At 71.0% G+C, this 23,567-nt stretch carries 19 protein-coding genes and 2 pseudogenes; 13 read left to right on the top strand and 8 right to left on the bottom strand.

Annotated elements, in window-relative coordinates:
• Positions 1 to 717: pseudogene (locus tag ABZ656_RS32335) on the top strand (hypothetical protein); the annotation flags it as partial.
• 200 nt (positions 718 to 917) lie between these two features.
• Positions 918 to 1,721 (top strand): endonuclease, encoded by an 804-nt coding sequence (locus ABZ656_RS32330; RefSeq protein ID WP_101405053.1) that lies wholly within the window; start codon positions 918 to 920, stop codon positions 1,719 to 1,721.
• Between the two features lie 84 nt (positions 1,722 to 1,805).
• Here ABZ656_RS32330 and ABZ656_RS32325 read toward each other — a convergent pair whose 3' ends face one another.
• The 3 genes from ABZ656_RS32325 to ABZ656_RS32315 all read right to left on the bottom strand — a co-directional run bounded on the left by ABZ656_RS32325 (position 1,806) and on the right by ABZ656_RS32315 (position 6,197).
• Positions 1,806 to 3,494: a thiamine pyrophosphate-binding protein gene (locus ABZ656_RS32325; protein ID WP_101405052.1), complete on the bottom strand. Its 1,689-nt coding sequence runs from the start codon at positions 3,492 to 3,494 to the stop codon at positions 1,806 to 1,808.
• The gene (gene speB / locus ABZ656_RS32320; protein WP_351430749.1) at positions 3,491 to 4,495 is read right to left on the bottom strand and encodes an agmatinase; all 1,005 of its coding nucleotides are present in this window, start codon (positions 4,493 to 4,495) and stop codon (positions 3,491 to 3,493) included. Before speB ends, ABZ656_RS32325 begins: the two co-directional genes overlap by 4 nt.
• A gap of 220 nt (positions 4,496 to 4,715) precedes the next feature.
• On the bottom strand, positions 4,716 to 6,197 hold the full coding sequence (locus tag ABZ656_RS32315; RefSeq protein ID WP_101405051.1) for a sodium:solute symporter: 1,482 nt from the start codon (positions 6,195 to 6,197) through the stop codon (positions 4,716 to 4,718).
• A gap of 221 nt (positions 6,198 to 6,418) precedes the next feature.
• Between ABZ656_RS32315 and ABZ656_RS32310 the strand changes: the two genes are divergently transcribed.
• Both ABZ656_RS32310 and ABZ656_RS32305 read left to right on the top strand, forming a co-directional pair.
• Positions 6,419 to 7,954: a PucR family transcriptional regulator ligand-binding domain-containing protein gene (locus ABZ656_RS32310; protein ID WP_360272507.1), complete on the top strand. Its 1,536-nt coding sequence runs from the start codon at positions 6,419 to 6,421 to the stop codon at positions 7,952 to 7,954.
• Between the two features lie 149 nt (positions 7,955 to 8,103).
• Positions 8,104 to 8,892, top strand: coding sequence for a phosphatase (locus ABZ656_RS32305; RefSeq protein WP_101408114.1), 789 nt, complete (start codon positions 8,104 to 8,106; stop codon positions 8,890 to 8,892).
• Positions 8,893 to 9,276: 384 nt separating this feature from the next.
• Here the strand turns inward: ABZ656_RS32305 and ABZ656_RS32300 are convergent, their stop codons facing one another.
• From ABZ656_RS32300 to ABZ656_RS32285, 4 genes are all read right to left on the bottom strand, one after another.
• On the bottom strand, positions 9,277 to 10,260 hold the full coding sequence (locus ABZ656_RS32300) for a cation diffusion facilitator family transporter (RefSeq protein ID WP_360272516.1): 984 nt from the start codon (positions 10,258 to 10,260) through the stop codon (positions 9,277 to 9,279).
• A 40-nt stretch (positions 10,261 to 10,300) separates the two neighbouring features.
• Entirely contained in the window at positions 10,301 to 11,173 is an 873-nt protein-coding gene (tesB, locus tag ABZ656_RS32295; RefSeq protein ID WP_101405049.1) for an acyl-CoA thioesterase II, read from the bottom strand.
• A 46-nt stretch (positions 11,174 to 11,219) separates the two neighbouring features.
• A complete protein-coding gene (locus ABZ656_RS32290; protein WP_360272503.1) occupies positions 11,220 to 12,377 on the bottom strand; it encodes an acyl-CoA dehydrogenase family protein in 1,158 nt (385 codons plus the stop codon).
• Between the two features lie 664 nt (positions 12,378 to 13,041).
• Positions 13,042 to 13,644, bottom strand: a complete 603-nt coding sequence (locus ABZ656_RS32285) for a TetR/AcrR family transcriptional regulator (protein ID WP_101405048.1) — start codon at positions 13,642 to 13,644, stop codon at positions 13,042 to 13,044.
• A gap of 98 nt (positions 13,645 to 13,742) precedes the next feature.
• Between ABZ656_RS32285 and ABZ656_RS32280 the strand changes: the two genes are divergently transcribed.
• The 4 genes from ABZ656_RS32280 to ABZ656_RS32265 are packed head-to-tail and all read left to right on the top strand — an operon-like array spanning position 13,743 to position 19,439.
• Positions 13,743 to 15,359 carry a carboxyl transferase domain-containing protein gene (locus ABZ656_RS32280; protein ID WP_101405047.1) on the top strand — a complete coding sequence of 539 codons (1,617 nt, stop codon included), beginning with the start codon at positions 13,743 to 13,745 and terminating at the stop codon, positions 15,357 to 15,359.
• 14 nt (positions 15,360 to 15,373) lie between these two features.
• Positions 15,374 to 17,314 carry an acetyl/propionyl/methylcrotonyl-CoA carboxylase subunit alpha gene (locus tag ABZ656_RS32275; RefSeq protein WP_101405046.1) on the top strand — a complete coding sequence of 647 codons (1,941 nt, stop codon included), beginning with the start codon at positions 15,374 to 15,376 and terminating at the stop codon, positions 17,312 to 17,314.
• Positions 17,311 to 18,267 (top strand): hydroxymethylglutaryl-CoA lyase, encoded by a 957-nt coding sequence (locus tag ABZ656_RS32270; protein WP_101405045.1) that lies wholly within the window; start codon positions 17,311 to 17,313, stop codon positions 18,265 to 18,267. The genes ABZ656_RS32275 and ABZ656_RS32270 overlap by 4 nt, the downstream gene beginning before the upstream one ends.
• Before the next feature lie 11 nt (positions 18,268 to 18,278).
• Entirely contained in the window at positions 18,279 to 19,439 is a 1,161-nt protein-coding gene (locus ABZ656_RS32265; RefSeq protein WP_168501044.1) for an acyl-CoA dehydrogenase family protein, read from the top strand.
• A 42-nt stretch (positions 19,440 to 19,481) separates the two neighbouring features.
• On the opposite strand, the gene ABZ656_RS32260 is transcribed toward ABZ656_RS32265, so the two are convergent.
• Complete coding sequence (locus ABZ656_RS32260; protein WP_360272498.1) at positions 19,482 to 19,886, bottom strand: ATP-binding protein; 405 nt, start codon at positions 19,884 to 19,886, stop codon at positions 19,482 to 19,484.
• A gap of 53 nt (positions 19,887 to 19,939) precedes the next feature.
• Between ABZ656_RS32260 and ABZ656_RS32255 the strand changes: the two are divergent.
• From ABZ656_RS32255 to ABZ656_RS32235, 5 genes and pseudogenes are all read left to right on the top strand, one after another.
• Positions 19,940 to 20,266 (top strand): annotated as a pseudogene (locus ABZ656_RS32255) (Scr1 family TA system antitoxin-like transcriptional regulator); the annotation flags it as partial.
• A gap of 12 nt (positions 20,267 to 20,278) precedes the next feature.
• Positions 20,279 to 20,467 (top strand): DUF397 domain-containing protein, encoded by a 189-nt coding sequence (locus ABZ656_RS32250; RefSeq protein ID WP_101405043.1) that lies wholly within the window; start codon positions 20,279 to 20,281, stop codon positions 20,465 to 20,467.
• A 154-nt stretch (positions 20,468 to 20,621) separates the two neighbouring features.
• Entirely contained in the window at positions 20,622 to 21,284 is a 663-nt protein-coding gene (locus tag ABZ656_RS32245) for a DUF4232 domain-containing protein (protein WP_101405042.1), read from the top strand.
• Between the two features lie 285 nt (positions 21,285 to 21,569).
• Positions 21,570 to 22,616 carry an ABC transporter substrate-binding protein gene (locus tag ABZ656_RS32240; protein WP_360272494.1) on the top strand — a complete coding sequence of 349 codons (1,047 nt, stop codon included), beginning with the start codon at positions 21,570 to 21,572 and terminating at the stop codon, positions 22,614 to 22,616.
• Positions 22,617 to 22,695: 79 nt separating this feature from the next.
• Positions 22,696 to 23,550, top strand: coding sequence for a siderophore-interacting protein (locus ABZ656_RS32235; RefSeq protein ID WP_360272491.1), 855 nt, complete (start codon positions 22,696 to 22,698; stop codon positions 23,548 to 23,550).
• Positions 23,551 to 23,567 lie beyond the last annotated feature (17 nt).

Genomic DNA, 23,567 nt, shown 5'->3' with positions numbered 1-23,567 from the left:
GGTGCGCCCGGAGGTGCGCCCGGCGGTGCCTCCGGCGGCGGTGTGCCCGGCAGCAGCCAGCAGGGCAACGGCGAACTGCCCGGCGGCGGCGAGAACGGCGGCTTCCCCGGCGGCCGGCAGGCGGGCGGCGAGACGGGTACGCCCCCGAACGGCACCGGTACCACCGGCGGTACCGGCGGCGCCACCGTTCAGCGCGGCGGCTTCGGCGGCGGCGGGATGGGCGGCATGGGCGGCGGCGCCGACAGCGAACTCGTCGCCTATCTGAAGAAGCACCGGGACGGCGCCAAGTGGCTTCTCGCGGTGTCCAGTTCACAGAGCGCCGCACAGCTGATCGTCAGCACCGGACGGCCCGTCATCTCCATGTGGGGCTGGTCCGGCACCGACAAGGCGATGACCCTCGCCAAGCTCAAGGAGCTGGTGAAGAAGGGCGAGCTGCACTACATCCAGCTCGGCGGCGGCATGGGCGGAGGCGGCGGCATGGGCCAGGGCGGCTCCGACAGCGTCAGCTCGGAGGTCACGGCCTGGGTGCAGAAGCACGCCACGGTGGTGAAGGAGAGCGCCTACAGCAAGAGCACCTCCACCACGTCGGCCTCCAAGACCTCGACCGAGACCGAGACCAAGACCAAGACCGGGACCTCGACCGAGTCCGACTCCCAGGCGCAGAACGGCCAGACGTCGTCCGCGCTCTACCGCCTGGACCCGTCCGACCTGAACTGACCGGCCCTCAGATACCGGAAGGCCCCCGCCCATGCGACCCATGGGCGGGGGCCTTCCGGTGTGTCATATCGCGCGCACGACAAGCGGCTTGCCGGTTTCCGTCACCCAACCGACACGCTCCGTTCATTCCCTGAAACGCATGTCCATGTCACGCTCCGGTTGCCCGCTCAATCAACCCGCGTAGAACGGACGCCCCCACCATGCCCGCCACGCACATACGCCGCTGGAAGACGCTGGCGCTGACCACCTCAGCCGTCCTGGTAGGCCTCACCCTGCCGACGATGACCGCCACTCCCGCGAGCGCCACGACGACCGCGTACGACAGCACGTACTACAAGAACGCGGTCGGCAAGACCGGCAGCAGCCTGAAGTCCTCACTGCACACGATCATCAGCAGCCAGACGAAGATCTCGTACTCCGCCGTCTGGGACGCCCTCAAGGTCACCGACCAGGACCCGAACAACAGCAACAACGTGATCCTGCTGTACAGCGGCGTCTCGCGCGCCAAGTCCCTCAACGGCGGTGACACGGGCGACTGGAACCGCGAGCACGTGTGGGCCAAGTCCCACGGCGACTTCGGCGAGGTGACCGGTCCCGGCACGGACCTGCACCACCTGCGTCCCGCGGACGTCCAGGTCAACAGCATCCGGGGCAACAAGGACTTCGACAACGGCGGCAGCACGGTCAGCGGCGGGGGCGGCAGCCTCACCGACTCCGACTCGTTCGAGCCGCGCGACGCCGACAAGGGCGACGTGGCCCGCATGATCCTCTACATGGCGGTGCGCTACGACGGCGGCGACGGCTTCGCCGACCTCGAGCCCGACGAGAAGGTCAACAACGGCAGCGCGCCGTTCATGGGCAAGCTCTCCGTACTCAAGCAGTGGAGCGACGAGGACCCGCCGAGCGCCTTCGAGGAGAAGCGCAACCAGGTCATCTACGACACCTACCAGCACAACCGCAACCCGTTCATCGACCACCCGGAGTGGGTCGACGCGATCTGGTAGACGGCCGTAGCGGCGGTCGACCGGCTACGGCCCGGGCGAGCAGGCCGTAGCCGGTCGACCGGGCCGTGACTGTCGGCCGGGCCGTCAGCTCCCGAGGTGGGTGGGTGCGAACATCCGCAGCACCGCAGGGAGCAGCACCACGGACGGGCCGGGGCTCGCGAAGGCCTTCGCCAGGTCCTCCTCCAGGGTCTCGGGGGTCGTACGGACCCCCGGGACGCCGAAGGACTCGGCCAGCGCCACGTAGTCGGGGCGGGTCAGCTCCGTCGCCGTGGCCTGGCCGAAGGCGCCGGTCATGTACTCGCGCAGGATGCCGTAGCCGCCGTCGTCGACGATCAGCCAGGTGACGTTCAGGCCGTACTGCCTCGCCGTGGCGAGTTCGGCGATCGAATACAACGCGCCGCCGTCACCGGAGACCGCGAGGACCGGGCGGGTGGGATCGGCCGCCGCCGCGCCGAGGGCCGCCGGGAAGCCGTAGCCGAGGCCGCCCGCACCCTGGGCGGAGTGCATGGTGTTCTTCCCGCGCGGGTCGAAGGCGGACCACGCCCAGTACGCCAGGATGGTCATGTCCCAGAAGGACGGGGAGGTGGACGGCAGGGCCCGGCGGACGGACGCCAGCACCTCCTGCTCCAGGGTGAGTTCCTGTGCGGCGATGCGCTCCTTCACCCGGTCGAGCAGCACGCGGACGCGGTCCGCCGCCGTCGGGTCGGGGCGGTCCTCGACGGTCTCCAGGAGCGCGGAGAGCGCGAGCCTGGCGTCCGCGTGGATACCGATCGCCGGGTGGTTGGACTCCAGCTTGCCGAGGTCGGCCTCGATCTGGATGACCCGGCCGCGGGGCTTGAACGTGTGGTAGTTCGAGGACAGTTCGCCGAGGCCGGAGCCGACGACCAGCAGGACGTCCGCGTCCTCCAGGAAGTCCGTGGTGTGCCGGTCCTCCAGCCAGGACTGGAGCGAGAGCGGGTGGGTCCAGGGGAAGGCGCCCTTGCCGCCGAAGGTGGTGACGACCGGCGCGTTCAGCTTCTCCGCCAGCGACCTCAGCTTGCCGGACGCGTCCGACCGTACGACCCCGCCGCCCGCGATGATCGCGGGGCGGGCCGCCGTGGACAGCAGGTGGGCCGCCAGCGCGGTGAGTTCGGGGCGCGGGACGACGTCCTCCGGGGTCGCGTCCATCGCGGTGACCTGCGGCAGGTGGGTCTCGGCGAGCAGGACGTCCTGCGGGATCTCCACCCAGACCGGGCCGTGCGGGGCGGTCAGGGCCGACTCCCAGGCCGCCGCGATCGCGGAGGGGATCTGCGACTGCGTACGGACGGTGTGGACGGACTTGACGACCCCTCTGAACGACGCCTGCTGATCAGGGAGTTCGTGCAGATAGCCGTGGCGTCCGCCGCCCAGTCCCGCGGTGGGGATCTGGCTGCTGATGGCGAGGACGGGGGCGGAGGCCGCGGCGGCCTCCTGGAGCGCGGCCAGGGAGGTCAGCGCTCCAGGGCCGGTGGACAGCAGCAGGGGCGCCGCCTCACCCGTGACGCGGCCGTACGCGTCGGCCGCGAACCCCGCGTTGTTCTCCACCCGCAGGCCGATGTACTGCAACGAGGAGCGGCGCAGGGCGTCGAACATGCCGAGGGCGTGCTGGCCGGGCAGACCGAAGACGGTCGTGGCGCCGAGACCGGAGAGGGTCTCCACGACCAGGTCTCCGCCGTTGCGGCCGGGGGGCGGATTCAGCGCGGCCTCCGTCTGCGCCGCCGACGGACGGAGCACCAGGTCGTGGTCGTGAGTCACTTGTTCCCGGCCTCCTGAGCCCTGGCCGCCGCGATCTGGCGGGACATGATCGTCGTCAGTTCGTACGCCGTGTGGGACGCGGCCACCGCCGTGATCTCGGCGTGGTCGTACGCGGGCGCGACCTCGACCACGTCCGCGGAGACCAGGTTGCAGGAGGACAGTCCGCGCAGGATCTCCAGCAGCTCACGGGAGGTCATGCCGCCGGCCTCCGGCGTGCCCGTTCCTGGGGCGTGCGCCGGGTCGAGGCAGTCGATGTCGATGGAGATGTACAGCGGGCGGTCGCCGATGCGCTGGCGCAGCTGGTCGGCGACCTCGTCCGCGCCACGCCGGTAGATGTCGGCGGACGTGACGATGCCGAAGCCCATCTTCTCGTCGTCCGTGAGGTCCTGCTTGCCGTACAGCGGGCCGCGGGTGCCGACGTGGGAGAGGGCCTCCGTGTCCAGGATCCCCTCCTCCACCGCCCGGCGGAACGGGGTGCCGTGCGTGTACTCGGCGCCGAAGTAGGTGTCCCAGGTGTCGAGGTGCGCGTCGAAGTGGAGCAGGGCCACCGGGCCGTGCTTCTTGGCGACGGAGCGCAGGAGCGGGAGGGCGATGGTGTGGTCGCCGCCCAGCGTCATCAGGCGGGCGCCCGTGCCGAGCAGCTCGTCGGCCGCTGCCTCGACCGTCTCCACGGCCTCGTTGATGTTGAACGGGTTCGCCGCGATGTCGCCGGCGTCGGCGACCTGGGCGAGGGCGAAGGGGGAGGCGTCCTGCGCCGGGTTGTACGGGCGCAGCAGGCGCGAGGCCTCGCGGATGGCGTTGCCGCCGAAGCGGGCGCCCGGCCGGTAGGAGACCCCGGAGTCGAAGGGCACGCCGACCACGGCGACGTCCGCGCGGCCGACCTCGTCGAGGCGCGGCAGCCGGGCGAAGGTCGCGGGGCCCGCGTACCGCGGGACGCGGGACGAGTCGACGGGGCCACGTGGCTGGCTGTCGCCTGCTGCCGGGAACTCGGTGCTGCTCATCGTCGGACTCCTCCAGGTGGTACGGGTGATGCGTGGTACGGGTGATGCGTCGTGCAGGTGGTGCTTTTCCAGTGTCGCGGACCCCACTGACAGGATCCGCCCGGGCCGACCGGCCCGAAGTTCTTGGGCGCGTCCCGCGCCCCGTCAGGGGCGCGGGGAACTGCGCGACCAGCCACAGCCGACCCGCAGACTCACACGCTTCCGGCTTACCGCGGTGCGCTCACGCGCCCACCGCCGCCGGCTCGGCCCCGGCCTCGGAATCCGTGCCGCGCCCGGCCAGCCGCTCGCGCCAGGCGGAAAGGACCGCCGGGTCGGTCGCGGGTGTGGCCAGGGAGACGATCACGTACGCGGCCAGCGAGGACAGCAGCCCGTAGTAGACGGGCTCGTTCGCAAGGATGCCGTATGTCGCCATCAGCCCGACGACCGCGAGCCCGCCGACGACGACGGAGGCGAGCGCGCCGTGCACGGTCCCGCGCTTCCACAGCAGTCCGCCGAGGATCGGGACGAGCAGACCGCCGACGAGGAGGTTGTACGCGACGGTCAGCGCCTCGACGACGTTGTTGAGGGCGATCGCGGTACAGATCACGGCGATGCCCATGACGAGGATGAAGAGCCGGTTCCCCTTGACCTCGTCGTGCGCCTCGCCGTCACGCACCCCGCCGTCGCGCCGTACGGCCCCGCGCAGCTTGGACCAGATGTCGTTGTTGGCGACGGTGGCGCAGGCGATGAGCGCGCCGGAGGACGTGGACATCACGGCGGCGAGGGCGGCGGCGAGCACCAGGCCCCGTACGCCGACCGGAAGCTCGTCCTTGACGATGGTCGCGAAGGCGGTGTCGGTGCTGGGCAGCGTCGGGTAGAGCACCTTGGCCGCCGTGCCGATGACGGCGCCGGCGAGGGCGTACACCAGGCAGTAGGTGCCGGCGACGGTGCCGCCCCACTTGGCGGTCTTGTCGCTGCCGGCGGTGAACACGCGCTGCCAGATGTCCTGGCCGATGAGCATGCCGAACGTGTAGATCAGCACGTAGGTGAAGATCGTCTCGCCGCCGATGCCCAGCGGGTCGAAGTACTCCGTGGGCAGCTTGGCCTTCATCTCGCTGAACCCACCGGCCTTGATCACCGCGATGGGGAGCAGGAGCAGCAGCACGCCGACGGTCTTCACGACGAACTGCACCATGTCGGTGAGGGTGATCGACCACATGCCGCCGAGCGTGGAGTACGCGACGACGATCGAGCCGCCGATGACGATCGCCAGCGTCCGGTTCATGTCGAAAAGGACGTCGAAGATGGTGGCGTACGCGATGGTCGAGGTGACCGCGAGCATCAGGGTGTACGCCCACATGACGACACCGGAGATGACACCGGCCCGGCCGCCGTAGCGGAGGTCGAGCATCTCGGAGACGGTGTAGACCTTCAGGCGGGCGATGCGGGCGGAGAAGAAGACGGAGAGCGCGAGGAGCCCGAGGCCGATGGCGAACACCATCCAGGCGCCGGAGAGCCCGTACTGGTATCCGAGCCCGACGCCGCCGATGGTGGACGCGCCGCCGAGGACGATCGCGGCCATGGTCCCGGAGTACATCGCGGGGCCCAGGCGCCGCCCGGCCACCAGGAACTCACTCTTCGACCTGGCGCGGCGCATGCCCCACCAGCCCATGGCCAGCATGCCGGCCAGATAGACGACGATCACTGTGTAGTCGACGGCCATAGGGGGCCCTCCTTCGCGCACTCATCGGTGGCGTGTCGTGCAGATGGACGTGGGAACGCGGGCCGGGCGAGCGATACCCGGCCGGGAGTCCGGCAGCTGATCGCGGGGACATACGCCCGTACCCGCGGCTGCCGACGGCACTGACCTTAGGTGGCCGGAAGATGACTCTGAAGTGTACGTTTCATCCATTGCAGCCGAGCCGGATGGAGGGAACGTCCACCATGCCGGACACATCCGCCACACCAGTCCCACCCACCCCACCGATCCCGCTGTCCGCCCTCCTGGCCCGGGAGGACCTCGGCCTGCGCCACATCGCGGGCCCCATCGACCCGGACACGGTGATCCACTGGGCGCACACGTCGGAGATGGCGGACCCGTACCCGTACCTGCTGGGCGGTGAGCTGCTGCTGACCGCCGGGGTGCACATCCCGGAGGCGGCGGGCTCGGGCACCTACTTCGACGACTACGTCTCCCGGATCGTGGCGGCGGGCGGCGCGGCGCTCGGCTTCGGCCTGGCGCCGGTGCACGACACGGTCCCGCGCGCCCTGGTCGCGGCCTGCGACGCCTACGGCCTGCCCCTGCTGGAGGTCCCGCCCCAGACCACCTTCTCGGGCGTGGCCCGCGCGGTGTGGCAGCTGATGGCCCAGGCCCGGCTGGCGGAGCTGCGGCGCGTCACCGAGGCCCAGCAGAGCCTGGCGGCCGCCGCGGCGCGCCCGGACCCGGTGGCGGCGGTGCTGCGGCAGCTGGCCCAGCGGGTGAGCGGCTGGGCGGTGCTGTACGGCCCGGACGGTACGGAGCTGGCCCGCGCGGGGAGATCGCCGGAGGCGGGCCCCGTGACCGCCCTCGGCACCCTGGCCGCCGTCGTACGCCCTGGGGTAACCCGGACCGCGGGCCCCCAGGGCCCCGCCTCCACTCCCCCCTCCGCCCCCACCCCGACTCCCACCCCCTCCTCCGCCACCGACACCGTGGGCGGCACCCACCTCGCCGCGTACGCCCTCGGCGGCGGGCAGGGCTTCGTCCTCGGGGTCGCGGCGCCGCGCCGGGACCCCGGGGACCACACCATCGCCTCCGTCGCGGCCGTCCTCCTCTCCCTCCTCACCGGGGAGCAGCAGGGCGGGAGCGGCGCGGCGCGCTCGGCGGCGCTCGTACGACTTCTGCTGGGTGCCGTGCCCGAGGAGGTGGCCCCGCTGCTCGGCGAGGACCGGTGGACCGTCGTGCACGCCCGCCCCGCGGCGGACGGCCCGGCGCCGGACGCCCTCGCCGCGTCCGCGCTGGGGGCGGCGCTGGGCTCCGCGCTCATCGACACCGGCGGGGGTGTCGTACGCGTCCTCGTCCCCGGTGACCGCGAGCCGACCGCGCAGGAAGGCTGGATCTGCGGGGTCAGCGCGGCGGTCGGCCCGCACGAGTGGGCGTCCGCCGACGGGCAGGCGGCCCGCGCCCTGGCCCGCGCCCGGGCGACCCGCACGCCCCTCGTCCGCCACGGTGAGCGCCCCGCCCTGGCGGACCTCGTGCCCCCCGCCGACGCCCAGGCCCACGCGCGCACCCTCCTCGCCCCCATCGCCGCCACCCCCGCCCACACCGAGACCCTTCGCACCTGGCTGTCCCAGCACGGCAGTTGGGACCGCACGGCCGTCGCCCTCTCCGTCCACCGCAACACCGTCCGCCAACGCATCGCACGATGTGCGGCGTTGCTGGAGGCGGACCTCGACGACGCGGACGTACGGATGGAGTTGTGGTTCGCGTTGAGAGATGCCTGAGAGAAGCCTCCCCCGACCCTCACCTCTCAACTGGCCGAGTCGGACGGGTGGGCGGGAAGACAACAACGACCGCCTCAGGCCGAGTGACCCGCATCCCACGGTTCAGGACAACCGCCCTACCAGCGGAGCGCCCCGGCACAATGGGTGGCATGCCGATATCCGGGACCCCCAGCCGCACTGAGCTCGTCGACCATCTCGTGACGACCCGTATCGCGGGCGATGTCGCCACGCCCCGCGAGAACAACCTCTCCCACTACCGCAAGCTCGCCAACGGCGACCGCAACTTCTGGCTCGGCCTGGAACTCGGCGACCGCTGGACCGACGAGCAGGACGTGCTCGCCGTGATGGCGGAGCGGTGCGGTGTGAACGACGACCCGGAGTACCGCTACGGCCAGGACACCATCGATCCCGAGCTGACCGTCGACGCCCTGGACCGGATGGCGGCGCGGCTGCGCAAGGCGGCGGACGGTGATCAGCGGGTGCTGTTCGCGACCGGCCACCCCGGCGGCCTGCTCGACGTGCACCGCGCCACCGCCGCCGCGCTGCGCGGCGCCGGCTGCGAGATCGTCGTCATTCCGGACGGGCTGCAGACGGACGAGGGGTACGTCATGCAGTTCGCGGACGTGGCGGTGCTGGAGCACGGGGCCACGCTGTGGCACACCCACTCGGGCGAGCCGATGCGCGCGATCCTGAAGGGCCTGGAGGGTGCGGGCCGCCCCCTGCCGGACCTGGTCGTCGCGGACCACGGCTGGGCCGGCTGCGCGGGCCAGCTCGGCATCGACTCCGTCGGCTACGCCGACTGCAACGACCCGGCCCTCTTCCTCGCCGAGTCCGAGGGCACGCTCCAGGTGACGGTCCCCCTCGACGACCACGTCACGAGCCCGCGGTTCTACGACCCGCTGACGGCGTATCTGCTGGATTCCGCGGGGCTGATCTGAGCCACCCGGGCCGCCAGATCCCTGACCCCCTGACCTGACCAGCCAGAGCTCACAACAGAACACAAGAACGGGAGCGGCGACGAGCTGTACGCGCAAGGACGCGCTGCTGCTCGGCGCCGGCCGCGGCAATCGCGCACGTTTCCTGCTGATGGCGGCCAGCGGCTCCCTCGGCGTGTGTTGTCTGGCCCTGGTCCTCACCGTCCCGGCGATCCTCGGCGCCCACGACGGACGCGCCGCCGTCCGGTCCCTGCGGACCTCCGCCGTCCGCACGACGAGCGCGCCCCTCGTCCTGGAACGCTCGTACCCGCACGGCTCCAAGGCGTTCACTCGGCCGCCGCGTGAACCCGGAGCTGATCCGCCGCGACTGAGCACCCCGGGTCGCCCTCACGGCCAAGGGTTCAGTCCCTCGTGGCGGCGCTGGGCGTACCCCGGTGTCGGGTCGAGGTACACCCGGCTCACCACGGGGAACGCCTCCCGCAGTCGGGCCTCCGCCTGTTCGCAGGCCCATTCGATCTGGGCGGCGGTCGAGACGTCCCTGAAGTCGACCTTGGCCGCGACCAGCGCCTCGCGCGGCCCCTGCACGAGGGTCGTGAGCTCCAGTACGGCCTCGACGTGCTCCACGGCGAGCAGTTCGGCCCTGATCCGCTCCCGCATCGGCTTGGGGAGCGGGCGGCCGATCAGCAGCTCGGCGTTGGAGCGGCCGAGGACCCAGGCGACGTACAGCAGGAGGAGACCGATGCAGAGAGACGCGATGCCGTCCCAGACGCCGGAGCCGGTGAGCTGTCCGCCGAGCAGGCCGCCCGCCGCGAGGACGAGGCCGATCAGCGCGGCCGAGTCCTCCAGGACCACGGCCTTCACGGCGGTGTCCGGGGTGTACCGGAGGTAGCGCTTGAAGGGCGCCCCCATGCGCTCCGCCTCCCCGCGCGCCTGGCGTACGCCGGTGCGCAGGGAGAAGCTCTCCAGCAGGAAGGCGACCGCGAGCACGATGTACGAGACGAGGGGGTCGCCCGGCTCCTCGCCCGCGACGAGGGTGTGGATGCCGTCGTAGAGGGAGAACACCGCGCCGCCGACGAAGGTGGCGACGGCGGCGAGCATCGCCCAGATGTAGCGTTCGGGGCCGTAGCCGAGCGGGTGGTCCTCGTCGGCCGGTTTCTCGCTGCGCTTCAGCGCGGTGAGCAGCAGCACCTCGGTGACGGTGTCGGCCACCGAGTGCGCGGCCTCGGACAGCATCGCGCTCGATCCGCTGATGACGCCCGCGACCGCCTTGGCCACCGCGATCCCCAGATTGGCGAGGGCGGCGACGATCACCGTGAAGGTGCTCTCGCCGCCGCCGTCGTCGTCCTGCTGTCCGGCTCCCGCTTCAGTCATGGCCATGCCCCAGTCTTACCGAGTGGGCCCCCCGTCAGTCCTACCGGGGGATACGGACCACACCCTCCTGGATCACCGAAATGGCCAGCCGTCCGTCCTGGGTGTAGATGCGGGCCTGACCGAGGCCGCGGCCTCCGGACGCGGACGGCGACTCCTGGTCGTACAGCAGCCATTCGTCGGCGCGGAAGGGGCGGTGGAACCACATCGCGTGGTCCAGCGAGGCCCCGACGACGTCCCCGGTCACCCAGCCACCGCGCCCGTGCGCGAGCAGGATCGAGTCGAGGAGCGTCATGTCGGAGACATAGGTGGCGAGGACGACGTGCAGGAGGGGATCGTCGGACAGTTTGCCGTTCGTGCGGAACCACACCTGGGAGTGCGGTTCGCGGGTCTCGCCGACCGTGCCGTACGGAGGCGCGTCGACGTAGCGCAGGTCGACGGACTCGCGCGCTTCGAGGAGCCGTTCGACGACGAGGGGGTCCTTGATGACATCGGCGTACAGCGGCAGCAGTTCGGCGGCCGTGGGCAGCGTCTCGGGGTCGGGCGCGGACGGCATCTCGGCCTGGTGCTCCATGCCCTCCTCGTACGTCTGGAAGGACGCGGAGAGGTGGAAGATCGGCTGTCCGTGCTGGATGGCGACGACGCGGCGGGTGGTGAAGGAGCGCCCGTCGCGGATGCGGTCCACCGTGTACACGATGGGCGCGCCGGGGTCCCCCGCACGCAGGAAGTACGCGTGCAGGGAGTGCGCGTGCCGGTCCTCGGGGACCGTGCGCCCGGCGGCCACCAGTGCCTGTGCCGCCACCTGCCCGCCGAAGACGCGCGGGACGACGGCGGAGCGGGACTGGCCGCGGAAGATGTCCTGCTCGATCCGCTCCAGGTCGAGCAGATCGAGCAGGGACTCAAGTGCCTGACTCATGCGTCAGTTGTACCGTGCAGTTGTTTCCGGTGATCTTTCGCGGGCCTTACAGGCCCATGTCCTTCGCGATGATCGACTTCATGATCTCACTGGTGCCGCCGTAGATACGGTTGACGCGGTTGTCCGCGTACAGGCGGGCGATCGGGTACTCGTTCATGAAGCCGTAGCCGCCGTGCAGCTGGAGGCAGCGGTCGATGACGCGGTGCGCGACCTCGGTGCAGAACAGCTTGGCGCTGGCGGCCTCGGCGGGGGTGAGCTCGCCCGCGTCGAGGGCTTCGAGCGCGCGGTCGACGACGGCCTCGGCGGCGTCCACCTCGGCCTGGCAGGCGGCCAGCTCGAACTTGGTGTTCTGGAAGTGCGCGACCGGCTTGCCGAAGACGGTGCGCTCCTGCACGTACTCCTTGGCGAACCGGACGGCCGCCTTGGCCTGCGCGTAGGCGCCGAACGCGATGCCCCAGCGCTCGGAGGCGAGGTTGTGGCCGAGGTAGTAGAAGCCCTTGTTCTCCTCGCCGAGCAGGTCCTCGACCGGGACCTTCACGTCGACGAACGCCAGCTCGGCGGTGTCGGAGGTCTTCAGGCCGAGCTTGTCGAGCTTGCGGCCGACGGAGTAGCCCTCGGACTTGGTGTCGACGGCGAAGAGGGAGATGCCGAATCGGCGGTCCTCGGCGGTCGGCGCGGAGGTGCGGGCGCAGACGATGACGCGGTCGGCGTGCACGCCACCGGTGATGAAGGTCTTGGCGCCGTTGAGGACGTAGTGCGTGCCGTCCTCGGAGAGCTTCGCGGTGGTCTTCATGCCCGCGAGGTCGGAGCCGGTGCCCGGCTCGGTCATCGCGAGGGCCCACATCTCCTCGGCGGAGACGAACTTCGGCAGGAACCGCTTCTTCTGCTCGTCGGTGGCGAGCATCTTGATGTACGGCAGGCCGAGCAGCACGTGCACACCGGAGCCGCCGAACTGGACGCCCGCGCGGGCCGTCTCCTCGTACATCACGGCTTCGAACTTGTACGAGTCGATGCCGGCGCCGCCGTGCTCCTCGTCGACACGGATGCCGAAGACACCGAGATCGGCGAGCTTGTAGTAGAAGTCGCGCGGCGCCTGGCCCGCGGCGAACCACTCGTCGTAGACGGGAACGACCTCGGCCTCTATGAAGGCCCGCAGGGTCTCCCGGAACGCCTCGTGATCCTCGTTGAACACCGTACGGCGCACCGCCGCCACCCTTCCTTGCGCCTAAGCCGGCGCCGCTCTCGCGTACCTGGTTGCGCGCCGTCTGGGTTCCTCAATTGATGGTTGCGGTCCCAAATCTAAGCGCTTGCTCAGACGCTAGGTTACCCGTCGGTCACGACGACCGTCCAGAGTCATCGGCCGCCCTCCCCCATGACGCTCGTCACGCCCGCTCCAGCCCGGCCGGCCCGGCCGGGCGAGAACGCGCGAAGGTCGTCAGTCTGTCCCACGATCACGAATCACGGATCAACGCGCCCAAGGACCCCACCACTTGGGCGGCAGCGGGTCGGCCGGTGCCGACGTCGGCCGATCGGGATGGAGGCCGAGCCGGCGCAGGGCGTCCGCGCGCACGTGGACGGCGAACGTGCCGTGCCAGTGGCCGTCCGACCGGACCCCGCACATGAGGTCGATCCGGACGTCGTGCGCGGCGAAGGGCTCCCAGTCGATGCCCCGGTCACGCAGTCAGACCGCCATCAGCCGGCCCGGCCGCGGGCAGCCGGGAACGTTCTCGAAGCAGAAGAGGGTCACCCAGTCGGAGGTGTGTCCGTCCATGGCCATATGTCCGTCCATGGCCGCCATCATCGTGCAGGGGGCCGAGCTGCCGCTCGCATTAAAACCCGCGCTCGCATTGAAACCCGCACAACACCCCCTACTGATCCCCCGCCCCGGCGGCCGCCGCGAAGGCGCCCCGCGCCATCCGGTGCAGCAGGGCCGCCGTCACGCCGCGCCCCGGCAGCGCCCCGGGCCGCCCGAGGTGGGGTGTCGAGTTCAGGAGGCCGAAGACCGAGTGCACCGCCGAGCGGGCGGTGGGTTCGGTGAGGGCCGGATACACCTCGCGCACGACCTCCACCCACAGCTCGACGTACTGCCGCTGCAACTGCCGTACGAGCTTTCGGTCGCTGTCGCGCAGGCGGTCCAGCTCGCGGTCGTGCAGGGTGATCAGGGGACGGTCGTCGAGCGCGAAGTCGATGTGCCCCTCGACGAGCGAGTCGAGGACCGCCTCCGCGCCCCCGTCGGCCTCCGCCACCCGGCGCTTGCCGCCGGTGAGCAGCTGCCCGCTGATCCCCACCAGCAGCTCGGCGAGCATCGCGTCCTTGCCCGCGAAGTGCCGGTACAGACCGGGGCCGCTGATGCCGACCGCCGCCCCTATCTCGTCCACCCCGACGCCGTGGAAGCCGCGCTCGGCGAAGAGCCGGGCAGCCTCCTTGAGGATCTGCTCACGTCGGGTGGGGGCGTCGGTTCTCGTGGCCATGGAAGCAATTCTAGACAGGGCGGTTAGCGGTCGTTAACCTGGACGACATGCGTTAACGCTCATTAACTGGTGGACCACTGGTGAGGGGACCGCGGGACATGCACGAAGCACCGGAGCTGACGAGCGCGGCAGATCCCGCGTCGGAGGCCTGGCGGGCCAACGAGGCGGCCCATCGCGCCCTCGGCGAGGAGCTGCGCGCCAAGCTCGCCGAGGCGCGCCTCGGCGGCGGTGAGCGGGCCCGGGAGCGCCACACCGCGCGCGGGAAGCTGCTCCCGCGCGAGCGCGTGGACACACTCCTCGACCCGGGCTCGCCCTTCCTGGAGCTGGCCCCGCTGGCCGCCCACGGGATGTACGACGGACAGGCCCCGGCCGCCGGGGTGATCGCCGGGGTCGGCAGGGTCAGCGGCCGCGAGTGCGTGATCGTCGCCAACGACGCCACCGTCAAGGGCGGCACGTACTACCCGATGACCGTGAAGAAGCACCTGCGGGCACAGGAGGTCGCGCTCGAGAACCGCCTCCCCTGCGTCTATCTCGTCGACTCCGGAGGCGCCTTCCTGCCCATGCAGGACGAGGTCTTCCCGGACCGCGAGCACTTCGGGCGGATCTTCTACAACCAGGCGCGGATGTCGGGGGCGGGGATCCCGCAGATCGCCGCGGTCCTCGGCTCGTGCACGGCCGGCGGCGCGTATGTCCCGGCGATGAGCGACGAGGCCGTGATCGTGCGCAATCAGGGCACGATCTTCCTCGGCGGGCCCCCCTTGGTGAAGGCGGCCACCGGCGAGGTCGTCACCGCCGAGGAGCTGGGCGGCGGCGAGGTCCACGCGCGCGTGTCGGGCGTCACCGACCACCTCGCGGAGGACGACGCGCACGCGCTGCGGATCGTACGGAACATCGCGGCCACACTCCCCGCGCGCGGGCCCCTCCCCTGGGCGGTCGAGCAGTCCGTCGAGCCCAAGGTGGATCCGTACGGGCTCTACGGCGCGGTGCCCGTCGACTCCCGCACCCCCTACGACGTACGCGAGGTCATCGCGCGCGTGGTGGACGGTTCGCGCTTCGCCGAGTTCAAGGCGGAGTTCGGGCAGACCCTGGTCACGGGCTTCGCGCGCATCCACGGACACCCGGTCGGGATCGTCGCCAACAACGGCATCCTGTTCTCCGAGTCCGCCCAGAAGGGCGCCCACTTCATCGAGCTGTGCGACCAGCGCGGCATCCCCCTGGTGTTCCTGCAGAACATCTCGGGCTTCATGGTGGGGCGTCAGTACGAGGCCGGTGGCATCGCCAAGCACGGCGCCAAGATGGTCACGGCCGTCGCCTGCACTCGCGTGCCCAAGCTGACCGTGGTGATCGGCGGCTCGTACGGCGCGGGCAACTACTCGATGTGCGGCCGGGCGTACTCGCCGCGCTTCCTGTGGATGTGGCCCGGCGCCAAGATCTCCGTGATGGGCGGCGAACAGGCCGCGTCCGTCCTCGCGACCGTCAAGCGCGACCAGCTGGAGGCGCGCGGGGACTCCTGGCCCGCCGAGGACGAGGACGCGTTCAAGGCCCCGATCCGCGCCCAGTACGAGCGACAGGGCAGCGCCTACTACGCGACGGCCCGCCTCTGGGACGACGGCGTGATCGACCCGCTGGAGACCCGGCAGGTGCTGGGGCTCGCACTGACCGCCTGCGCCAACGCGCCACTGGGTGACCCCCAGTTCGGCGTCTTCCGGATGTGATGAGGGTGCCCGAGATGTTCGACACAGTCCTTGTGGCCAACCGGGGCGAGATCGCCGTACGCGTCATCCGCACCCTGCGCGCGCTCGGCGTCCGCTCGGTCGCCGTCTTCTCCGACGCGGACGCCGACGCCCGGCATGTGCGCGAGGCGGACACGGCGGTACGGATCGGTCCGGCGCCGGCCGCCGAGAGCTATCTGTCGGTGGAGCGGCTCCTCGACGCCGCCGCTCGCACCGGCGCCCAGGCGGTGCACCCCGGGTACGGCTTCCTCGCCGAGAACGCCTCGTTCGCCCGCGCGTGCGCCGGGGCCGGGCTCGTCTTCATCGGCCCGCCCGCGGACGCGATCGCGCTCATGGGCGACAAGATCCGTGCCAAAGAGACGGTGAAGGCGGCCGGCGTCCCGGTCGTTCCCGGCTCGTCCGGCAGTGGGCTCACGGACGCTCAGCTGGCCGAGGCCGCACGGGAGATCGGCATGCCCGTGCTGCTCAAGCCGTCGGCGGGCGGTGGCGGCAAGGGCATGCGGCTGGTGCGGGACGCGTCGGCGCTGGGCGACGAGATCGCCGCGGCCCGCCGCGAGGCCCGCGCCTCCTTCGGCGACGACACCCTCCTCGTCGAGCGCTGGGTCGACCGCCCCCGGCACATCGAGATCCAGGTCCTGGCCGACGGCCACGGCAACGTCGTCCACCTGGGCGAGCGCGAGTGCTCCCTCCAGCGCCGCCACCAGAAGATCATCGAAGAGGCGCCGAGCGTGCTCCTCGACGCCGGCACCCGTGCCGCGATGGGCGAGGCGGCGGTCCAGGCGGCCCGCTCCTGCGGTTACGAGGGCGCGGGCACGGTCGAGTTCATCGTCCCCGGCTCCGACCCGTCGTCGTACTACTTCATGGAGATGAACACCCGCCTCCAGGTGGAGCACCCGGTCACCGAACTGGTCACGGGGCTCGACCTGGTGGAGTGGCAGCTCCGGGTGGCCGCGGGCGAGCGACTGCCCTACGGGCAGGAGGACATCACCCTCACCGGACACGCGGTGGAGGCACGCATCTGCGCCGAGGACCCCGCACGCGGCTTCCTGCCGTCCGGCGGCACGGTCCTCGCCCTGCACGAACCCCAGGGCGACGGCGTGCGCACCGACTCGGGGCTGAGCGAGGGCACGGAGGTCGGTTCGCTCTACGACCCGATGCTGTCCAAGGTCATCGCGTACGGGCCGGACCGCGCGACCGCGCTGCGGAAGCTGCGCGCCGCCCTCGCGGAGACGGTCACGCTCGGCGTGCAGACCAACGCCGGGTTCCTGCGCCGGCTGCTGGCCCATCCGGCGGTGGTGGCGGGGGACCTGGACACCGGGTTGGTGGAGCGGGAGGCGGAAGGGCTGCTCTCCGGCTGCGGTGACGTACCGGAGGAGGTGTACGACGCCGCTGCCGCGGTACGGCTGTCGTCGCTGGCCCCGGCGGAGGGCGGCTGGACCGACCCCTTCTCGGTGCCGAGTGGTTGGCGCCTGGGCGGCGAGCCCGCACCCGTGGTGTTCCACCTGCGCGCGCCGGGACTCGAACCCGTCGCTCACCGTCCGCGAGGCACGAACACCGTCACCCCCGGCCGGGTCTCCGTCACCCTCGACGGCGTACGCCACACCTTCCACCGCGCCGGCGACTGGCTCGGCCGCGAGGGTGACGCCTGGCACGTGCGCGACCACGACCCCGTGGCCGCCTCCCTCACCGGCGCGGCACACGCCGGGGTGGACTCGCTCACCGCGCCCATGCCCGGCACGGTGACCGTCGTGAAGGTGGCCGTGGGCGACGAAGTGACCGCGGGGCAGAGCCTGCTGGTGGTCGAGGCGATGAAGATGGAGCACGTCGTCTCCGCCCCGCACGCCGGGACCGTCAGCGAGCTGGACGTCACTCCGGGCACCACGGTCGCCATGGACCAGGTGCTGGCCGTGATCACGCCGTACGAGGAGACGACATGAGCAGCCCCGAACTCGGCCTCCCCATGGCCGTACCGGCCCCGGACCTGCCCGCGCGGGTGCGGATCTACGAGGTCGGCGCGCGCGACGGGCTGCAGAACGAGAAGGCGACCGTGCCGACGGAGGTGAAGGCCGAGTTCGTCCGGCGCCTCGCGGACTCGGGCCTGACCACCATCGAGGCCACCAGCTTCGTCCACCCCAAGTGGGTGCCCCAGCTGGCGGACGCGGAGCAGCTGTTCCCGCTCGTGAGCGACCTGGGCAGGTCTTCGGGGGTGCACCTCCCGGTCCTCGTGCCCAACGAACGGGGTCTGGACCGGGCGCTGGCCCTCGGCGCCCGCCATGTCGCCCTGTTCGCCAGCGCGACGGAGTCCTTCGCGAAGGCGAACCTCAACCGGACCGTCGACGAGTCCCTGGCCATGTTCGAGCCGGTGGTGTCCCGGGCCAAGGCGGACAAGGTGCACGTCCGCAGCTACATCTCGATGTGTTTCGGCGACCCCTGGGAGGGGCCCGTCCCCATCCACCAGGTCGTACGCGTCTGCAAGGCTCTGATGGAGATGGGCTGCGACGAGCTGAGCCTCGGCGACACGATCGGCGTGGCGACACCGGGTCATGTGCAGAACCTCCTCGCCGAGCTGAACGAGGAGGGCGTGCCGACCAGCGCGCTCGGCGTGCACTTCCACGACACCTACGGCCAGGCGCTCGCCAACACCCTGGCCGCCCTCCAGCACGGCGTCACCACCGTCGACGCCTCCGCGGGGGGTCTCGGCGGCTGCCCCTACGCCAAGTCCGCCACCGGCAACCTCGCCACCGAAGACCTCGTATGGATGCTCCAGGGCCTCGGCATCGACACCGGTGTCGACCTCGCCCGCCTCACCGCCACCAGCGTGTGGATGGCCGAGCGACTGGGCCGACCCAGCCCGTCCCGCACGGTCAAAGCCCTCTCCCACAAGGAATGATCCCCATGTCCCTGGACCACCGCCTCTCCCCTGAACTCGAAGAACTCCGCCGCACGGTCGAGGAGTTCGCACACGACGTCGTGGCCCCGAAGATCGGCGACTTCTACGAGCGGCACGAGTTCCCGTACGAGATCGTGCGGGAGATGGGCCGCATGGGCCTGTTCGGACTGCCCTTCCCCGAGGAGTACGGCGGCATGGGCGGCGACTACCTCGCCCTCGGGATCGCCCTGGAGGAGCTCGCCCGGGTGGACTCCTCCGTCGCCATCACCCTGGAGGCGGGCGTCTCGCTCGGCGCGATGCCGATCCACCTCTTCGGCACGGAGGCCCAGAAGCGGGAGTGGCTCCCCCGCCTGTGCTCCGGCGAGATCCTCGGCGCCTTCGGCCTGACGGAGCCGGACGGCGGCTCGGACGCGGGCGCGACGCGTACGACGGCCCGTCTCGACGAGTCGACGAACGAATGGGTGATCAACGGCAGCAAGTGCTTCATCACCAACTCCGGCACGGACATCACGGGCCTGGTCACGGTCACCGCGGTCACCGGCCGGGGGCCCGGCGGCAAGCCGCTGATCTCCGCGATCATCGTCCCGTCCGGCACCCCCGGCTTCACGGTCGCCGCCCCGTACTCGAAGGTCGGCTGGAACGCCTCCGACACCCGTGAGCTGTCCTTCGCCGACGTCCGCGTCCCGGCCGCGAACCTGCTCGGCGAGGAGGGCCGCGGCTACGCCCAGTTCCTGCGCATCCTGGACGAGGGCCGCATCGCCATCGCGGCCCTGGCGACCGGCCTCGCGCAGGGCTGTGTCGACGAGTCGGTGAAGTACGCCAAGGAGCGGCACGCGTTCGGACGCCCGATCGGCGCGAACCAGGCCATCCAGTTCAAGATCGCCGACATGGAGATGAAGGCCCACATGGCCCGCGTCGGCTGGCGCGACGCCGCGTCCCGCCTCGTCGCGGGCGAGCCCTTCAAGAAGGAGGCGGCGGTCGCCAAGCTCTACTCCTCCACCATCGCCGTCGACAACGCCCGCGACGCCACCCAGGTCCACGGCGGCTACGGCTTCATGAACGAGTACCCGGTGGCCCGCATGTGGCGCGACTCCAAGATCCTGGAGATCGGCGAGGGCACGAGCGAGGTGCAGCGAATGCTGATCGCGAGGGAACTGGGGCTGACGGGCTGACGGGCTGACGGGCTGACGGGCTGACGGGCTGACGTTAGGCGTTCATACGCCGACAGCGGCGATGGATCGCCGAGCCACCGCCCCGTCACCGCCCACCTCGAACCACAGCAGCTTCCCGGCACCCCGCCCCAGGAGGTCGTCACCGAGCGCCCAGCCGCCCCACGAGTCCGCGTACTCCTGCACGAGGAGCAGCCCGCGCCCACCGCCGGCGTCCGCCGGGACGGGAGCGACCCGACTGCCGGGCGACTGATCGAAGGGCGCGGGGATGTACGGGCTGCTGTCACACATTCCCACCCGTGACCGCCCGCCTCCCGACGCGGTCAACCGCAGGGAGGCGGGCCCTTTCGTGTGACGGTACGCATTGGTGACCAACTCGGACGTCAACAACATGACCACATCGAGGACTTCGCGCAGGCCATGCCCGTCGAGTGCGGCCCGCACGGTCATACGTGCGACGCGTGCGGCACGCGGGTCAGGGGGCAGCCGGAGGGCGGCGCCCCCTCCGCATGGGCTTCGGTGGCCCCGCCGTCACCCGTGGGCAGCTCACGCACCTGCTCGACATGGGCGAACTCACCCATGTCGACGTCAGGGTGATCCCCTTCGGTACGGACTACTTCCCGAGCACCGGCCAGTCCTTCGACTACGTGGAGGGGCGCGTTCCGCAACTCGACACTGTCCAGTTGGACACGCACCACGGCGGCTGTGGATTCCTGGACGCGGAGGCACAGCTGAGTAAGTACCGCTCTGTACTGGATCACATGGAGTCCTGCGCGCTCGATCCCGTCAGGTCACGCGACTTCATCCACCGCCTCATCCGGGACGCCTGAAGGAGACCAGCCGTGCACACCATCCGCTGGCAGAAGTCCACCTACAGCGGCGACAGTTCGAACTGCGTCTACGTCGCCGCCACTCCCACGGAAATGGTCCACCTCCGCGAAAGCGACGACCCGGAAACCATCCTCACGACCACGCCCGCCGCACTCGGCTCCCTGATACGGACCCTCAAGACGTCGACCGACTCTCGCTAGGCGGACAGCCCCTGGCCATGCGGGGGCGCCCCTCACAGCACCCGGAGATACGCGCGAACTTTTCCGCGCCGGCGTGCATCACACAGGGACGACGGGGCACACGGCGCCGTTCACACGCTCGTCTCGGGCTGTAAGTTTCAAGGAGCAAACAGACATGGCAACCTTCCTGACGGCACGACGTGTGATGTCCGCGCTCGGTGCAGTAGCCGCCCTGAGCCTGCTCACAGCCTGCAACGACGGCCAAGGCACCGCCAGTGCTCCGAAGACGGCATCCGGGTCGGGCCAGCAGGCCTCCGGTGATGACTCGAGCAGCGCCGACACCACGACGAACACGGGCGCCGCCTCCACCGGCACCGGTGCGTCGAAGGGCTCCGGCGGCACGTCGGTCTCCGGAGGCGGCGCCACGAGCACTCGCTGCAACGCCTCCGAACTGCGCGGGCACGTCGGCGAGAACAACCCGGGCGCCGGGCAGGAGAACTTCCCGCTTGTCGTGACCAACTTCTCGGGGCGCACCTGCACCATCGACGGCTACCCGGGCGTCGCCTTCGTGGACGGCTCCGGCAAGCAGCTGGGACCGGACCCCAAGCGCGGCTCCGCCAGCCCCACCAAGATCACGCTGGCGCCGGGCAAGAGCGCCCGGGCCGGACTGAGCTTCGGCAACCCCGAGGTCAGTGGGGCCAGCAAGGCCACGCCCACGGGGATCCTGATCACGCCGCCGGACGAAAAGGTCTCCCTGAAGGTGGACTGGACAGGCGGCGCGGTACCCGTCTCTTCCGCCGCGAACCTGACGGCCTTCCAGGCGGGCACCGGCGCCTGACCCGTTCCCGCCCCACCCCACACCCCACTGCCGCAGAGCGACCGCTGTCCGCTCTGCGGCAGTGGGGTTCGTCATGGAAGCGCCGCTGTTGTCACAGGACGTCAAACCAACCCGCAAGCAACAGGATGAGGGGGCCAAGCAGGGCGCCGAACGAGGCAGCCGCACCATTACCGCCCCGGCCGGGCGGACGGCGTCCGCCCTCTGGACATGTAGTGAGGTTAGGCTAACCTACCTTCGAACTTGTCCGGCGGGCGCTACCGCCCCGTGCCGAAAGCAGCCACACACATGTCCAACGCCCGTGCCACCCACCTCACTCGACGCGGCATCCTCGCCGCCGGCGGCGCCCTCGGTCTCGGTGCCGTCCTCGCCGCCTGCGGCGACGACGACGGCAAAAGCGGTGGCTCGGAGTCGACGAAGGCCGCCGCCAAGTCCGGTCCCTGGACATTCAAGGACGACCGCGGCACGACGGTGAAGCTGGACAGGATCCCGGCGAACATCGTCGCCTTCACCGGTGTCGCAGCCGCCCTCCACGACTACGGCATCGAGGTCAAGGGCGTCTTCGGCCCGACCACGACCAAGGACGGCAAGGCCGACGTCCAGGCCGGCGACATGGACGTCAGCAAGCTGACCGTCCTCGGCAACGAGTGGGGCCAGTTCAACATCGAGAAGTACGCGACCCTCGCGCCCGACGTGCTGATCTCCACCATGTTCGACTCCGCGGGCACCCTCTGGTACGTCCCCGAGGAGTCCAAGGCGAAGATCCTCAAGCTCGCTCCGAGCGTCGGCATCTCCGTCTACGACCGCCAGATGCCCGTGTCGTTGCAGCACATGCTCGCGCTCGCCGTGTCGCTGGGCGCCGACGAGAAGTCCGCCGAGATCGCCGAGGCGAAGAAGAAGTTCGAGACGGCCGCCGAGCGGCTGCGCACCGCGGCCAAGGCCCGCCCCGAGATCAAGGTGCTCGCCGGTTCCGCGAGCCAGGACATCTTCTACGTCTCCGGCTCCAACCTCTCCATCGACCTGGAGTACTTCAAGGCACTCGGCGTGAACATCGTCGAGCCCCCCGCCAAGGCACTGAAGGCCAGCGGCGGCTGGTTCGAGAACCTGAGCTGGGAGAACGTCGACAAGTACCCGGCGGACATCATCATCATGGACGACCGCAGCGCGACCATCCAGCCGGCCGACATCACCGAGGCCACCTGGAAGAAGCTGCCCGCGGTCAAGGCCGGCCAGGTCATCGCCCGCTCCCCCGAGCCGATCGTGTCGTACGACAAGTGCACCCCGCTCCTCGACAACCTCGCCGAGGCGATCGAGAAGGCCAAGAAGGTCGCCTGACGCCCCCGCGGTGAATCCCTGCCGCGGACCCCTGAAGTGAACCCGGACGTGAACCCCTGACATTGCCTCAGGAGCACTTATGACGACAGCCATAGCCGCCCCGTTCCGTTTCTTCTCCCTCCAGGTCGTACGGGCGAGGCGGCTCGGCCCGTCGCTGGTCCGGATCACCTTCGCCGGCGACGACCTGGCGGCCTTCGCCTCCCACGGCCGGGACCAGAGCCTCTCCCTCTTCCTGCCGCACCCCGGCCAGACCGAGCCGGCCGTCCCCTACGAGTTGGGCGACGGATGGTGGCGGGGCTGGCGCGAACTCCCCGACGACGTACGGGCGGTGATGCGCTCGTACACGCTGCGGGCACTGCGCCCGGGCGCCCGGGGCCGTACCAGCGAGATCGACATCGACTTCGTCCTGCACGGTGTGGAGCCGGGCGCCGAGGTTCCCGCGGGTCCTGCGTCCCGGTGGGCCTCCCGTGCGGCGGCCGGGGACCGAGTCGTACTGCTCGGCCCGGCGGTCGAGGACAACCGGGCGATCCGCTTCCGTCCGCCCGCCGACACCGACCTGGTCGTCCTGTGGGCGGACGAGACCGCGCTGCCCGCCGCCTCCGCGATCCTCGAGTCCCTGCCCGCCAGCACCCGCGTCCGGGCCTGGCTGGAGGTCCAGCACACCGAGGACGTCCAGGACCTGCTGGTCACCGCCGAGGCGGAGATCACCTGGCTCGTGCGCGACGACGGGGCCCCCATGGCCGTCGACGCGGTACGGGCCGCCCGCCTTCCGCCCACCGAGAGCCCGTACGCCTGGATCGCGGGCGAGTCCGGGTGCGTGAAGGAGATGCGCCGTCACCTCGTGCGCGAGCGCGGCATCGACCGCAGGCGGGTCACCTTCGTCGGCTACTGGCGGCGCGGGCTGACCGAGGAGCAACTGCGCGAACAGGACTGACCGTTCACGAAAAGACA

The sequence above is a fragment of the Streptomyces sp. NPDC007095 genome, assembly GCF_040634475.1.
Taxonomy (GTDB): Bacteria; Actinomycetota; Actinomycetes; order Streptomycetales; family Streptomycetaceae; genus Streptomyces.
Note: the sequence above shows the minus strand (reverse complement) of the source record. Positions and strands in the feature narration are given on the sequence as shown.